The following is a 14,383-nucleotide window of genomic DNA, read 5'->3' as shown; positions in this document are numbered from 1 at the left end:
TGGAGGAATCCGCGATGCCTCGTCGTTCGCAATCCTGGCTCAGCCGTTGCCTGACGCCCAAGGTCGACCTGCCGCTGAAGCTGGTCTGGTCCGCCGGCACTTTGTGCTGGCTGCTCGTGTTCGGCCTGTGGGCCGGGCTTTCCTACGGCGGCGTGGTGCCGGCGATGTTCCTGCCGACCCCCGACGCGGTACTCGCCGCCGGCGTGCGCCTGGCCAGCGACGGCACCCTCGCCACTCACGTCATGGCCAGCGTCAAGGTGGTGATGATCGGCTTCATCATCTCCTCGCTCGTTGCGGTGCCGCTGGGCCTGCTGATGGGCAGCTTCCGCATCGTCCAGGCGTTCCTCGAACCGCTGGTGAACTTCATCCGCTACCTGCCGGTGACCTCCTTCGTGCCGCTGTTCATCCTGTGGATCGGCATCGGCCTGGAACAGCGCGTCACCGTGATCATCTTCGGCGTGTTCTTCCAGCAGCTGGTGATGATCGCCGACGTCTCCCGCGGCGTCGCCAAGGACCTGGTGAACGCCTCCTACACCCTGGGCTGCAACCGCCGCGACGTGGTCCTCCACGTGCTCGGCCCGGCTTCGCTGCCCGGCGTGCTCGACACCCTGCGCGTGACCATGGGCTGGGCCTGGACCTACCTGGTGGTCGCCGAACTGGTCGCCGCCTCCAGCGGCCTGGGCTACATCAGCCTCAAGGCCATGCGCGGCTTCCAGGTCGACGTGATCTTCCTGGCCATCGCCATCATCGGCCTGCTGGGCCTGATCACCGACCAACTCTTCCGATTCATCCGACTGAAGGTGGCGTCATGGGCGCAGTAGCGATCAAGCAGGAAGAACCCGCCGTGACCGGCCAGCAACCTGCCAACCCGGCCCGCCTGCGGGTGGAGAACGTCAGCCTGCGCTACCGCACGCCGGATGGCGGCACCTTCAGCGCACTGGAGAACGTTTCCTTCGAGGTGCCGGACCAGCAGTTCGCGGTGATCGTCGGGCCCTCCGGTTGCGGCAAGTCGAGCCTGCTCTACCTCACCGCCGGGCTGTCCGAGCCCACCGAAGGCGACATCTACGTCGGCGGCCAACTGGTCGACGGCCCCGGCGCCGACCGCGGCATGGTGTTCCAGAGCTACACCCTGTTCCCCTGGCTCACCGTGCGGCAGAACGTCGAGTTCGGCTTGAAGCGCCGCGGCATGCCGGCGGCCGAGCGCCGCGAAATCGTCGACTACTACCTCGACGAAGTCGGCCTGCGCCGCATCGAGAACAACTACCCCAAGCAGCTCTCCGGCGGAATGATGCAGCGCGTGGCGATCGCCCGCGCGCTGGCCAACGACCCGCAGATCCTGCTGATGGACGAGCCTTTTGGCGCCCTCGACAGCCAGACCCGCATGCAGATGCAGCAACTGCTGCTGCGCGTGTGGGACCACAGCAAGAAGACCGTGGTGTTCGTCACCCACGACATCGACGAGGCCATCCTGCTGGGCGACCGCGTCTACGTCATGGGCGCTCGCCCCGGCCGTATCAAGCAGATCCTCGACGTACCCATCGAGCGCCCGCGCTCGCTGGACATGGTCATGGATCGCCAATTCATCGAGATGAAGCGCGAGATCCTCGGGCTGCTGCACGACGATCTGGAAGAAGCGCACTGAAAGCCTGACACCGCCCAGCCCTCCACTGAGCAGAGGGGGCCTGCGGAGCGCGGCTACTGCTGTAGTCGGCCGGCGAGCGCGGTGCTTTTTGCAGGAGCGAGCTTGCTCGCGAACCGCCCAACGCTGGATCTGCCGGTGAGTTTGTTCGCGAGCAAGCTCGCTCCTACAGGTTGGGTGTTGCGGCGGGGTGTGAGCTTGCCCCTCAACCCTTCACGCCACACTCCAAAGGGAGCCCCCATGTCCTCCTCCAACGACTCCACCTACGACTACCTCATCGTCGGCGCCGGTTCCGCCGGCTGCGTCCTGGCCAACCGCCTGAGCGCCGACCCCGCCGTGCGCGTCTGCCTGCTGGAGGCCGGCGGCAGTGACGCCAGCCCGCGCGTGCAGACTCCGGCTGGCACCATCACCCTGTACAAGAGCAAGGTGTTCAGCTGGAACTTCTTCTCCGCGCCGCAGAAGCGCCTGAACAACCGCTCGCTGCACTGCCCGCGTGGCAAGGCGCTGGGCGGTTCCAGCTCGATGAACAGCATGATCTACATCCGCGGCCACGCCTCCGACTACGACCGCTGGGAAGCCGAAGGCTGCCCTGGCTGGGGCTGGCAGGACGTGCTGCCGTTCTTCAAGAAATCCGAGCGCAACATGCTCGGCCAGGACCCGGCGCTGCACGGCACCCTGGGCGAGTTGCTGGTGGACAAGCCGCGCGATCCCAACCCGCTGTCCAGCCTGTTCATCAAGGCCGCTGAACGCATCGGCCTGCGCCGCAACGATGACTTCAACGGCCGCGAGTTCGAAGGCGTCGGCATCTACAACCTGACCCAGAAGGACGCCAGGCGCCTGAGCAGCTACCGCGCCTTCGTCGCGCCGCTGCAGCGGCCGAACCTGACGGTGCTGACCGACCGCCAGGTGGGTCGCCTGCTGCTGGAAGGCGAGCGCGTCACCGGCATCGAACTGCGCAGCGGCGAACGCCTGCTGGCGCGTCGCGAGGTGATCCTCTCGGCCGGCTCCCTGGGTTCACCGCAGATTCTGCTGGCCTCCGGCATCGGTCCGGGCGAGGAATTGAAGGCCGCCGGCATCCCGGTGAAGCACGACCTGCCCGGCGTGGGCAAGAACCTCCAGGACCACCTCGACGGCCTGGTCACCGTGCGTTCGCCGAGCCCGCTGAGCCTGGGCTTCTCCCTTGGCTCGCTGCCGCAGATCCTGCTCTCGCCGTTCAAGTACCTGCTGGCGAGGAAGGGCTGGCTGACCACCAACTACGTCGAGGCCGGCGGCTTCGCCCGCACGCCGCTGGCCGATTCGCTGGCCGACGTGCAGTTCCACTTCGTCCCCGGCTACCGCAGCCACCGTGGCCGCCTGTTTGAATGGGGCCATGGCTACGCCGTGCATACCTGTGTGCTGCGGCCGAAAAGCATCGGCGAGCTGCGGGTGAAACCCGGTGGCGATATTGAGATCGACTACAACTTCCTCGCCGATGAGGAAGACGGCCGCGTGCTGGTGGAAGGCGTGAAGCTGGCGCGCAAGATCCTCGCCCAGCCGGAGTTCGACAGCATCCGCGGCGCCGAGATGCTGCCCGGCCCACAGGTGCAGACCGACGAGCAACTGCTGGAGCACCTGCGTGAATACGCCGCCACCGTGTTCCATCCGGTGGGCACCTGCAAGATGGGCCAGGACCCGCTGGCGGTGGTCGACCTGCGCCTGCGCGTGCATGGCCTCAAGGGCCTGCGCGTGGTGGATGCGTCGATCATGCCGACGCTGATCAGCGGCAACACCAACGCGCCCTGCATCATGCTCGGCGAGCGGGCGGCGGCGATGATCCTGGAGGAAAGCCGCGCGACCTCGGCCGCTCCGGCCCAGGCAGTCCCGGCCTGATCGGCAAATCGTAGGGATTTGCCTCCCCGTAGGAGCGGACTCCGTCCGCGATCGGCCACCGGCGCGACGCGGACCTATCGCGGACGGAGTCCACTCCTACGACAGCCAATCCGGCACTGTGGATAACGTCTACAGATCGGTCGTAGGATGGGTGGAGCTTGCGATACTCATCGGCGGTCTTGCGGGTGAATGATGGGTATCGCTGCGCTCCACGCCATCCTACGGTGTGCCACGGGCGTGCTCCTGTGGATAACCGCCCTTACAGCCCCAGCTCGCTCAGCGACGGATGATCGTCCGGCCGGCGCCCCTGCGGCCAATGGAACAGGCGCTCGTCCTCGCTGATCGGCAGGTCGTTGATGCAGGCGTGGCGCTCGAACATCAGGCCGTTCTCGTCGAACGCCCAGTTCTCGTTGCCGTAGGAGCGGAACCAGTTGCCCGAGTCGTCGTGCCATTCGTAGGCGAAGCGCACGGCGATACGGTTGTCGGTGAACGCCCAGAGCTCCTTGATCAACCGGTACTGCTGCTCGCGCACCCATTTGGCGGCGAGGAACGGCACGATCTGCTTGCGGCCCTGGACGAAGGTCGCGCGATTGCGCCAGCGGCTGTCCGACGTGTAGGCCAGGGAGACGCGATGCGGATCGCGGCTGTTCCAGCCGTCCTCGGCGAGGCGGACTTTCTCGATGGCGGTTTCGCGGGTGAAGGGCGGCAGAGGGGGACGGACTTCGTTCATGGTGATCTCCGTAAGGCAGTGAGAGGTGGGTGCCTGGGGTCCATACTCCGCCTCGGCGCGGATGGGGTAAATGACGGTGATCCCACAGATATTGCCAATCGTTGGCGGGTGCTTTTGCTCTTCGTAGGAGCGAGCTTGCTCGCGAACGCAGTCCGCCAAAAGCTCCGGCGTTGGGTGGTTCGCTTCTGAAAGGAAACTCCAGCGCTCGGTTCTGCCCTCTCCCAAAGGGAGAGGGAACCGTTCGGCGCAGGCGGAAGCTTCAATATCAGCCGGCACATACTGCCCGCTCTCCCTTTTGGGAGAGGGCTGGGGTGAGGGAGTGGCCCGGGCGCCGAATCACGCCTGTGGCAGTTACGTAGGGCGAATAATCCGGAACGGTTTATCCGCCATGGCGGCGCATAACGCCCTAGGCGTTATGCGCCCTACAGGGCGTCAGGCCTTGGCCACCACCTTGCGCAACCCCACCCGATCCTGGCTCGGGCACACGCCGAACTTCGCCCGGTAGCTGCGCGACAGGTACGAAGGCGTCTCGAAGCCGCAGGCCACGCCGATCTCCAGCACGCTCATGTCGGTCTGGCGCAGCAGCTGGCGCGCCTTGTCCAGGCGCAGGCCGAGGTAGAAGTTCGACGGCGTGTCGTTCAGGTGCAGGCGGAACAGGCGCTCCAGCTGGCGCCGGGTGACCTGGATGCGTTCGGCCAACTCCAGGGTGGTCAGCGGCGGCTCGGTGTGGCGCTCCATCTCGCCGATCACCTGCACCAGCTTGCGGTTGGAAACGCCATAGCGGCTGGCGACCTGCAGGCGCTGGTGATCCTGGCGCGGGCGGATGCGCCCGACCACGAACTGCTCCGACACCTGTACCGCCAGTTCCGGCCCGTGGGCCTGGGCGATCAGGTCGAGCATCAGGTCGATGGACGCGGTGCCGCCGGCGGAGGTGATGCGCGGCCCATCGATCTCGAACAGCTCCTGGGTCGCCTGCACCTGTGGATAAGTCTCTCGGAAGGCCTCCAGCGCCTCCCAGTGCACCGTGCAGCGCTGGCGCTGCAGCAATCCCGCTTCGGCCAGCACGAAGCTGCCGGTATCGATGCCGCCCAGGGTCACGCCTTCGCGGTCCAGGCGCTTGAGCCACTGCAGCAGCGCCGGGGTGCAGGCGCGCAGCGGTTCGAAGCCGGCCACCACCAGCAGCGTGTCGCCTTCGCGCAGCGCCTCCAGGCTGCTGTCGGCATTCATCGACATGCCGTTGCTGGCCAATACCGGGCCACCGTCCAGACTCATCAGGTGCCAGCGATACAGCTCGCCGTGAAAGCGGTTGGCCACCCGCAGCGGTTCCACCGCCGAGACGAAGCCCATCACCGAGAAACCGGGCAGCAGCAGGAACCAGAAGTCTTGGGACATGGCGTTTACCGTGCGATCGGGGCGAGCGGTGCGCTGGCGTTGTGTTGGCATAGTGCAATTGCTCCTGCCTGGCAATGGGGGAGGTCGCTGCTGTGCAAGAGCCGGTCGCCACTGTGCGATTCACGCCGCGCGCCGCTGCGTAACTTGGATGCCAGCCCCCGTGAGGGCCATGACGTACAACAACGATAACCAACGCCGCAAAGGCCTTGAGGGAGAAGTCATGAAGCTATCGATCCAAGCGCTCGGCTGTGCCGCGCTCCTGCTCGCCGCCAGCACCAGTTGGGCCGCCGAGCCCGCCCAGTGCCAGAACGTGCGCATGGGCACGGTGAACTGGACCGACGTGGTGGCCAGCAGTGCCGTGGCCGAAGCCGTCCTCGACGGCCTGGGCTACAAGGTCAAGCAGACCAGCGCCTCGCAGCAGATCATCCTCGCCGGCATGGCCGACAAGCAGCTCGACGTCTTCCTCGGCTACTGGCAACCGACCATGCAGCCGGTGGCCAAGCCCTACCTGGACAAGCAGCAGATCGACGTGATCACCCCGCCGACCCTGCCCGACGCGCAGTCGACTTACGCGGTGCCCAGTTACGTCTACGACGGCGGTCTGAAGACCTTCGCCGACATCGCCAAGTTCAAGGACAAGCTGGGCGGCAAGATCTACCTGATCGAGCCGGGCAGCGGCTCCAACCGCATCACCGCGAAGATGATCGCTGACGACAAGTTCGGCCTGAAGGGCTTCCAGGTCGTCGAATCCAGCGAGGCCGGCATGCTCACCGCGGTCAAGCGCGCCATCAAGCGCCAGCAGTGGGTGGTGTTCTTCGGCTGGAAACCGCACCCGATGAACCTGCAGATCGACATGAAATACCTCACCGGCAGCGACGACGTGTTCGGCCCCGACGAGGGCTCCGCCACCGTCTCGATCATGACCGCCGGCGGCTACCAGGCGCAGTGCGGCAACCTCGCCAAGCTGCTGCACAACCTCAAGTTCAGCAGCCAGCAGGTGAGCCAGGTGATGGTGCCGATCCTCGACCGCAGCCAGCCGGTGGATGCCGCCAAGGCCTGGCTGAAGCAGAACCCCGAGCCGCTCAAGGCCTGGCTCGACGGCGTGACCACCTTCGATGGCAAGGACGGCCTCGCCGCCGTCCAGGCCTCGCTCAAGTAACTCCCAACCAGAAGACCCCTGCGCGTCGCCCGGCGCGCAGAGGGTTCGTTCGACCTCAAGAAGGACAGCCACCGTGAACTACGAAGTGATCGTCACCTGCGCGGTGACCGGCGCCGGCGACACCGTCGGCAAGCACCCGGCCATTCCCGTCACCCCCAAGGAAATCGCTGCCGCCGCCATCGAGGCCGCCAAGGCCGGCGCCACCGTCGCCCACTGCCATGTCCGCGACCCGCAGACCGGCAAGCCCAGCCGCGACGTGAACCTCTACCGCGAAGTGGTCGAACGCATCCGCGAGAGCGACACCGACGTCATCATCAACCTCACCGCCGGCATGGGCGGCGACCTGCAGATCGGCCAGGGCGAACAGCCGCTGGAGTTCGGCTCTGGCACCGACCTGGTCGGCCCGCTGGAACGCCTCAAGCACGTCGAGGAACTGCTGCCGGAAATCTGCACCCTGGACTGCGGCACCCTGAACTTCGGCGACGGCGACTTCATCTACGTCTCCACCCCGGCCCAGCTGCGCGCCGGCGCCAAGCGCATCACCGAGCTGGGGGTGAAGGCCGAACTGGAAATCTTCGATACCGGCCACCTCTGGTTCGCCAAGCAGATGCTCAAGGAGGGCCTGCTGGAAGACCCGCTGATCCAGATCTGCCTCGGCATCCCGTGGGGCGCCCCGGCCGACACCACCACCATGAAGGCCATGGCCGACAACATCCCCGACGGCCTGACCTGGGCCGGCTTCGGCATCGGCCGCTCGCAGATGCCCATGGTTGCCCAGGCCATGCTGCTGGGCGGCAACGTGCGGGTCGGCCTGGAAGACAACATCTGGCTGGATCGCGGCGTGCATGCCACGAACGGCCAACTGGTCGAACGCGCCATCGAGATCATCGAGCGCCTGGGCGGCCGCGCCCTGACCCCGGCCGAAGGGCGCAAGAAGATGAACCTCAAGGCCCGCTGATCCCGAACCGTAGAGCGAATAACCCGTAACGGGTTATCCGCCGCCGAACCTGATCGGCGGATAACGCTGCGCGTTATGCGCCCTACAACTGAAACACCTGTGCACGTGCTTTCCCCTCACCCCCACCCTCTCCCAAGGGAGAGGGAGCTGTCCGTACCGGTTGATGCCACGGTTTCAGCCTGCACAGAACGGTTCCCTCTCCCGCTTGCGGGAGAGGGCTAGGGTGAGGGGCTCTTGATCCTGGAGCGATCCGCGCCAACGGACTACTCCTCCCCACACCTCGCTGGAGTCGCCATGTCCTTCATCACGAATATCAAAACCTTCGCAGCCCTGGGCAGCGGCGTCATCGGCAGCGGCTGGGTCGCCCGTGCCCTGGCCCACGGCCTCGACGTCGTCGCCTGGGACCCGGCGCCCGGCGCCGAAGCCGCGCTGCGTGCCCGCGTCGCCAATGCCTGGCCGGCGCTGGAAAAGGCCGGCCTCGCCCGCGGCGCCTCGCAGGAGCGCCTGCGCTTCGTCGCCACCATCGAAGAGTGCGTGCGCGATGCCGATTTCATCCAGGAAAGCGCCCCCGAACGCCTCGACCTGAAATGCGAGCTGCATGCCAAGATCAGCGCCGCCGCCAGGCCCAACGCCCTGATCGGCTCCAGCACCTCGGGCCTGCTGCCCAGCGAGTTCTACGCCGACGCCACGCACCCCGAACGCTGCGTGGTCGGCCACCCGTTCAACCCGGTCTACCTGCTGCCGCTGGTGGAAGTGGTGGGCGGCGCGAAGACCGCGCCGGAAGCCGTGCAGGCGGCGATCAAGGTCTACGAATCCCTCGGCATGCGCCCGCTGCACGTGCGCAAGGAAGTCCCCGGCTTCATCGCCGACCGCCTGCTCGAAGCGCTCTGGCGCGAGGCCCTGCACCTGGTCAACGACGGTGTCGCCAGCACCGGCGAGATCGACGACGCGATCCGCTTCGGCGCCGGCCTGCGCTGGTCCTTCATGGGCACCTTCCTGACCTACACCCTGGCCGGCGGCAACGCCGGGATGCGCCACTTCATGGCCCAGTTCGGCCCGGCGCTGCAACTGCCCTGGACCTACCTGCCGGCTCCGGAGCTGACCGACACCCTGATCGACCGCGTGGTGGAAGGCACCAGCGAGCAGCAGGGCTCGCGCAGCATTGCCGAGCTGGAACGCTACCGCGACGACTGCCTGCTGGCCGTGCTCGGCGCCATCAAGGACACCAAATCGAAACACGGCTTCGCCTTCGCCGACTAACCTCACGGTTCATCACTCGCTCCGAACCGCCCCCTCTCCCTCTGGGAGAGGGTCGGGGTGAGGGCCTCACGGACGCAACGCCATGCACGCCCTGAAAACCTACGAAACCCCCATCCTCGCCGAGTGGACCGACTACAACGGCCACCTGCGCGACGCCTTCTACCTGCTGCTGTTCAGCTACGCCACAGACGCCCTGATGGACCACCTGGGGCTGGATGCCGACCACCGCGCCGCCACCCAAGATTCGCTGTTCACCCTCGAAGTGCACCTCAACTATTTGCACGAGGTGAAGCAGGGCGAGAAGGTCGAAGTGCGCACCCAGCTGATCGCCCACGACCGCAAGCGTCTGCACGTTTTCCACAGCCTGCACCGTGCCGGCGAAGACCTCGCCCTGGCTGCCAGCGAACAGATGCTGCTGCACGTGAACCTCGAGGGTGGCGCGCGTTCGGCGCCCTTCGAAGGCGTGGTGCTGGAGCGCGTGCTGACGCTGGCCGAAGCCCATCGCCCGCTGCCGCGCCCGGACTACGTCGGCCGCGTCATTGGCCTGCCGGGTTGATCGCTGCATGACGCGGCGCTATCCGCTGTCCGATGCCATGCAGGCCTTCGTCGCCGAGACCGAGGCCCACCCGCTGGAAGGCCCGACGGTGGACGCCCAGCGGGAAAACTACGAACGCATGGCCGCCGCCTTCGCCCCGCCGGTACCTGCGGGCCTGCTGGTGCGCGATGTGCAGCCAGACGGCCTGGTCCCGTTGCGCCTCTACCGTCCAGACGGTGCGCCACCGGCGAACGGCTGGCCCGTGGTGTTCTACATCCACGGCGGCGGCTGGGTGCTGGGCAGCGCCCGCAGCCACGACATGATCTGCATTCCCCTGGCCGCCGAACTCGGTGCGCTGGTGGTTGCCATCAGCTATCGACTAGCGCCCGAACATCCCTATCCCGCTGCACTGAATGACTGCCTCGATGCCTGGCGCCGGATTTACCAGGACGGCCTCGGCGAGCCTGTGGATAAAGCGCGCATCGCGGTGGCTGGCGACAGCGGCGGTGGCAACCTCGCTGCCGCGTTGTGCCTGGCCCTGCGCGACAGCGGCGAGAACCTACCGTTGACCCAGGCGCTGGTCTACCCGGCGCTGGGAAACCTCGACACACCCTCGCGGACCACCTGTTCGGACGCGCCACTGATGACCAGTGCTGCCGTCGACGACTACCTCGCCGCCTACCTCTCGCGCCCGGCCGACTGGCGCGACCCGCTGGCGCTGCCGCTGCTCGCCGAAGACCTGAGCGGCCTGCCGCCGGCGTTCATTGCCGTGGCCCAGTTCGACCCCTTGCGTGACGATGGCGCGCTGTACCGCGACCGCCTGCGCGAGGCCGGCGTGGCGGTGGATTATTTCCCCGGTGCCGGGTTGGTCCACGGCTGCCTGCGCGCCCGTCGCGTGGCGGAAGTCGACGCGCTGCGCGGCGCGCTGATCGCCGCATTGCGCCGCAGCCTGAGCCGCTGATCGCCCAATTGTAGGAGCGAGCTTGCTCGCGAACGGCTTTGACCGCAGTGCTGAAGGTGGATGGTTGGTGAGCAGGCTCGCTCCTTCAGCAACGCAAAAAAATCCCCTGCGGCGCCCGACGCGCGGCAGGGGACAAATCGAGCCGATTCGGGCTCTCAGTGTGCGAGGCCCCACAAGCGGCGCCGGTGCCGCTCGTGGGGTATGGAGCCAGTCTGCGCGTCGCGTCGCCGCTTCGGTTAGCCGAAAACGACCTGCGCTTGCCCGCCGCGGACATTCCGTCGGCTGGGTGCTTGCCGCGCCCCTCCAGGCTTACCAGAATCGATGCAGCCACCAGCCGCTCCCAAGGAGAACCGCGATGATGCACGCCGACCTGATCGACCAGGACGATTTCCGCGAACGCCTGCAGGCGCTGGGCTTCGCCGTGCCGCCGGACGTCACCGCCGAACAGGCCTGCGAATACGCCGTGCGCGGCCTGACCCCGGAGCGCTCGCTGGCTTTGCGTCGTCTGGTAGAGGAAATGCTCGCCGGCAATGCCACCCTGCTGCCCGCCGTGCGCGAGGCGATCTCGCGGCAGTTGCTGCCGGCGCTGGTGCCCAAGGCCTGAAGAAGCCGAACATCTCCCCCAAGGGCCGCGATGCGGCCCTTTTTTCTGCCCGATCAGATCAAGGGCAGTCGGCCTTCGTGCCAGTCGAGCCTGGCGCCGCAGGCGTAGTTGCGTGAAGAGCAGGCTGTTCGCGAGCAAATTCGCTACTCCGTCGGTGATCCCAGACTGTAGGAGCGAGCTTGCTCGCGAACCGGCATGGCGTTGAACTCGCCTGGATACTGGTAGGCATGGCCGGCGCCTACAAAGGCGATAGATCAGGTTCCATCACCAGCGGGGTGAGCGCGAAGACGTCTGCTTCGGCTGCACCGAGCAGTGCAAGGAAGCGCCCGGAGGGGTGCTCAACGGCGACCTTGCGCCCGGGTTCCAGGGGCAGCGAGGGGCAGAGCACGCGTTGGCCGCTGGCATCGTCGAAGAGAAGCGCGTGATGGGCGGCGCTTTCCCGGGTCTTCCCGCGCAGGGTGATTCGGCACAGCTGCGGCTGGCTCGCCAGCCAGGTGCCGTGCAGGCGGAGGGCGCCGCTGGCCATGGTTTCGACGCTGACGGCGCGGGCCAGGCCCCAGGGCATATCGCTTGCCGTGCGCACGCCGAGCCAGTCGCCGTTGGATGGGGGTAAGCCGTTTCCCCAGACGCCGCTGAAGTGCCGAATACCCGGCAGAACTTGCGTCAGCCGGTGGACTGTCGACGCGGCGACGATGGCAGCGGCGGGGGCGAATTCGATGGCGCTGTGGTGTGGCACCTGTTCGTCCAGCCCGCCGCGCCCGCTGTCGTGTTGCGACCAGATGTCCTGCTGCGATTGGCGCTGGAAGTGTCCGGCATCGAGGCCCGGTTCTTCCCGTGCGCCGAGCTGGGCCAACAATGCCTGGAGGCCGCAGCACACCTGCCAGGTTTGCTCCTCGGCGGGGTTCCAGCAGGCCAGCAGGTGGGCATTCAGATCGAAGCCGGGGGTGTCGCCGTTGGCCTGGTTTAAGCGGTTGAGCAGGCCAGGGAATTCAACCAGCTCCAGGGCGTAGCCATCGGCTGGAGCTGAAGCTGTATCGCGGAACGGCTGGTCCTGCGCCAGGGCCAGCAACCAGCGGCTTGCGTTCTGTGCCTGATGAACGCGCGCCACGGAGGTGAGTATGCGGGTCGATTCAATCAGTGCTGGCAGGCTGTCCGGTGGTACGTCCAGCGGTTGTGAGCCGGCCACCAGCAGTGCATGCAGATAGGCGTCGGCGACACTCTGGTTGTGCGTGTCGAAGGCCTCGCCGTCGTCGACCGCAAGATGTTGCACCTGCAGGCGGCAGGCATGGCGGTGGACGCGGTGCAGCAGGCTCCATAGACCCGGTGGGGCATCGTGGCGGTTGAGCAGGCAACTGAAGTAGATTTCCTGGGCACTGCGGGCCACGCGCTGCATCAGCAGGGCCGCGGTCTTGCCTTCGCAGCGCCGCGTGCGCAGCAGGCGCGAGTATCCGAGGATCAGCCGGCGGTGCAGGGCCAGGATGAGCTTTTCCGCCTTGTCCGCACGTGCCTGTCCGAGAGCGCTGGCGTGCTCGCCGAAGAGGTCGGTGAGGTGGCGGCTGACGTCGAATATTTCCGGGCGCAGGCGCTCGAGCTGGCGCAGCTGCTGCAGGCCGCTGAGCTTGAGGTGTTGCAGGTCGATGGCCGTGCGGTAGAGATCCCGCGTTCGCTGGGCCAGGTATTCCAGGGCGGTGTCCATCTATCCCGAGGCTCCAGGGCGCTATGAAACGGGGAACGCCTGCGAGCCTGCGGGATTGATGCGGGTTTGCGATTCAGACGTATCTGAATGAGGGGATGCAATGCGTCACAGAAACGAAAAAGGGAGGCCCGGCGGCCTCCCTTTTCGTTACCGGCGCGCCGTGCTCAGAGCACCCGCACACTGGCGAAGGTGGATTCGCCCTGGGCCTGGCTGAGGGCCGAGATGGCCGAGGAGTTGGGCATGAGGGCGAGGTCCTGCGGGATCGGCATGACCATCACCGGCTGGCCGATGGGCTGGCCCTGGCGCTCGTCGCGCGGCGGGATGCCGAAGTACTCGCGGTAGCACTTGGAGAAGTGCGGGGTGGAGACGAAGCCGCAGACCGAGGCCACTTCGATGATCGACATGGAGGTCTGCTTGAGCAGCTGGCGCGCGCGGATCAGGCGCAGCTTCAGGTAGTAGCGCGACGGCGAGCAGTGCAGGTACTTCTGGAACAGGCGTTCGAGCTGGCGGCGCGAGACGTTGACGTAGACCGCCAGTTCATCGAGGTCGATGGGCTCCTCGAGGTTGGCTTCCATCAGTGCGACGATTTCCTGCAGCTTGGGCTGGTTGGTGCCGAGCATGTGCTTGAGCGGCACGCGCTGGTGGTCCTGTTCGTTGCGGATGCGCTCGTAGATGAACATCTCGGAGATCGCTGCCGACAGCTCGCGGCCGTGCTCGCGGCCGATCAGGTGCAGCATCATGTCCATCGGCGCGGTGCCGCCGGAGGAGGTGAAGCGGTTGCGGTCGATGGAGAACAGGCGGGTGCTCATGGCCACGCGGGGGAAGGCTTCCTGCATGGCGGCCAGGCATTCCCAGTGCACCGAGCAGTCGTAGCCGTCGAGCAGGCCGGCGCGGGCCAGGGCCCAGCTGCCGGTGCACACGGCGCCGAGCTTGCGGCCCAGGCGTGCCTGGGCCTGGAGGAAGGTGGTGTGCTCGCGGGTGACGCTGCGCTGGATGCCGACGCCGCCGACCACGATCAGCGTGTCCATCTGCGGGGCGCTGTCGCAGGCCGCGTCCGGGGTGATCTGCAGGCCGTCGCTGGCCCAGACCTGGCGGCCGTCCAGGCTCAGGGTGTGCCAGCGGTAGAGTTCGCGGCCGGACAGCTGGTTGGCCATGCGCAGCGGTTCCACCGCCGAGGCCAGGGAGATCAGGGTGAAGTTGTCCAGCAGCAGGAAGCCGATGGACTGCGGAGCCCGGTTCTGCGGCGCAGCTCCGTTGTTGAACGAATTCATGTTCGATCTCCTCACGCTAGTCACAGTCGCCTCACGGGAGGCGTTTCTTATGCTTGTTGTTCTGTTCGGGACGTCGGCTCCGGGGCGGGCCCGGGCTGTTCCTCTTTTATCGCTGCAATTAGCAAGGCAAATGCCGTGCCTAGGTTGAATGGCCGTTCAAGTAAAAAAGAAAACGGCAGGGGAATGCCGTTTTTGCAGGCTTGGAATGCGACGCCTCGAAGGTCGCAAATACGCATGGATCGGGGCCTGGGGCTTTTGGTAGCACTCACCGGTCACGAAAGCGGCGCTGCTGTGCGCGGAACGGTAACG

Annotated in this window: 13 protein-coding genes; 9 read left to right on the top strand and 4 right to left on the bottom strand. The window is 66.7% G+C overall.

All coding sequences use genetic code 11. The features are described 5' to 3' along the window. Positions 1 to 14: 14 nt before the first annotated feature. From HNP46_RS02900 to HNP46_RS02890, 3 genes are all read left to right on the top strand, one after another. A complete protein-coding gene (locus tag HNP46_RS02900) occupies positions 15 to 821 on the top strand; it encodes an ABC transporter permease (protein WP_024764976.1) in 807 nt (268 codons plus the stop codon). Then, the gene (locus HNP46_RS02895) at positions 809 to 1,642 is read left to right on the top strand and encodes an ABC transporter ATP-binding protein (protein WP_184586020.1); all 834 of its coding nucleotides are present in this window, start codon (positions 809 to 811) and stop codon (positions 1,640 to 1,642) included. Before HNP46_RS02900 ends, HNP46_RS02895 begins: the two co-directional genes overlap by 13 nt. Before the next feature lie 237 nt (positions 1,643 to 1,879). Then, positions 1,880 to 3,508 carry a GMC family oxidoreductase gene (locus HNP46_RS02890; RefSeq protein ID WP_184586019.1) on the top strand — a complete coding sequence of 543 codons (1,629 nt, stop codon included), beginning with the start codon at positions 1,880 to 1,882 and terminating at the stop codon, positions 3,506 to 3,508. Between the two features lie 259 nt (positions 3,509 to 3,767). On the opposite strand, the gene HNP46_RS02885 is transcribed toward HNP46_RS02890, so the two are convergent. Both HNP46_RS02885 and HNP46_RS02880 read right to left on the bottom strand, forming a co-directional pair. Next, entirely contained in the window at positions 3,768 to 4,238 is a 471-nt protein-coding gene (locus HNP46_RS02885; RefSeq protein ID WP_184586018.1) for a DUF1348 family protein, read from the bottom strand. Positions 4,239 to 4,670: 432 nt separating this feature from the next. After that, the gene (locus HNP46_RS02880) at positions 4,671 to 5,630 is read right to left on the bottom strand and encodes a GlxA family transcriptional regulator (RefSeq protein WP_184586017.1); all 960 of its coding nucleotides are present in this window, start codon (positions 5,628 to 5,630) and stop codon (positions 4,671 to 4,673) included. A 220-nt stretch (positions 5,631 to 5,850) separates the two neighbouring features. Between HNP46_RS02880 and HNP46_RS02875 the strand changes: the two genes are divergently transcribed. From HNP46_RS02875 to HNP46_RS02850, 6 genes are all read left to right on the top strand, one after another. Then, positions 5,851 to 6,789 carry a choline ABC transporter substrate-binding protein gene (locus tag HNP46_RS02875; RefSeq protein ID WP_184586016.1) on the top strand — a complete coding sequence of 313 codons (939 nt, stop codon included), beginning with the start codon at positions 5,851 to 5,853 and terminating at the stop codon, positions 6,787 to 6,789. Positions 6,790 to 6,862: 73 nt separating this feature from the next. Further along, positions 6,863 to 7,747 (top strand): 3-keto-5-aminohexanoate cleavage protein, encoded by an 885-nt coding sequence (locus tag HNP46_RS02870; RefSeq protein WP_184586015.1) that lies wholly within the window; start codon positions 6,863 to 6,865, stop codon positions 7,745 to 7,747. A 294-nt stretch (positions 7,748 to 8,041) separates the two neighbouring features. Next, entirely contained in the window at positions 8,042 to 9,007 is a 966-nt protein-coding gene (locus HNP46_RS02865) for an L-carnitine dehydrogenase (RefSeq protein WP_184586014.1), read from the top strand. Between the two features lie 82 nt (positions 9,008 to 9,089). After that, entirely contained in the window at positions 9,090 to 9,563 is a 474-nt protein-coding gene (locus HNP46_RS02860; RefSeq protein WP_184586013.1) for a thioesterase family protein, read from the top strand. Positions 9,564 to 9,570: 7 nt separating this feature from the next. Further along, entirely contained in the window at positions 9,571 to 10,503 is a 933-nt protein-coding gene (locus tag HNP46_RS02855; protein WP_184586012.1) for an alpha/beta hydrolase, read from the top strand. Positions 10,504 to 10,858: 355 nt separating this feature from the next. Then, entirely contained in the window at positions 10,859 to 11,107 is a 249-nt protein-coding gene (locus HNP46_RS02850) for a hypothetical protein (RefSeq protein ID WP_184586011.1), read from the top strand. A gap of 238 nt (positions 11,108 to 11,345) precedes the next feature. Here HNP46_RS02850 and HNP46_RS02845 read toward each other — a convergent pair whose 3' ends face one another. Both HNP46_RS02845 and HNP46_RS02840 read right to left on the bottom strand, forming a co-directional pair. Then, positions 11,346 to 12,803, bottom strand: coding sequence for a hypothetical protein (locus HNP46_RS02845; RefSeq protein WP_184586010.1), 1,458 nt, complete (start codon positions 12,801 to 12,803; stop codon positions 11,346 to 11,348). Positions 12,804 to 12,967: 164 nt separating this feature from the next. Continuing rightward, on the bottom strand, positions 12,968 to 14,074 hold the full coding sequence (locus HNP46_RS02840) for a GlxA family transcriptional regulator (RefSeq protein ID WP_184586009.1): 1,107 nt from the start codon (positions 14,072 to 14,074) through the stop codon (positions 12,968 to 12,970). Positions 14,075 to 14,383: the final 309 nt, after the last annotated feature.

The sequence above is a fragment of the Pseudomonas nitroreducens genome, from assembly GCF_014204515.1.
Lineage (GTDB): Bacteria > Pseudomonadota > Gammaproteobacteria > Pseudomonadales > Pseudomonadaceae > Pseudomonas > Pseudomonas nitritireducens_A.
This window is presented reverse-complemented; position numbering and strand designations above follow the sequence as displayed.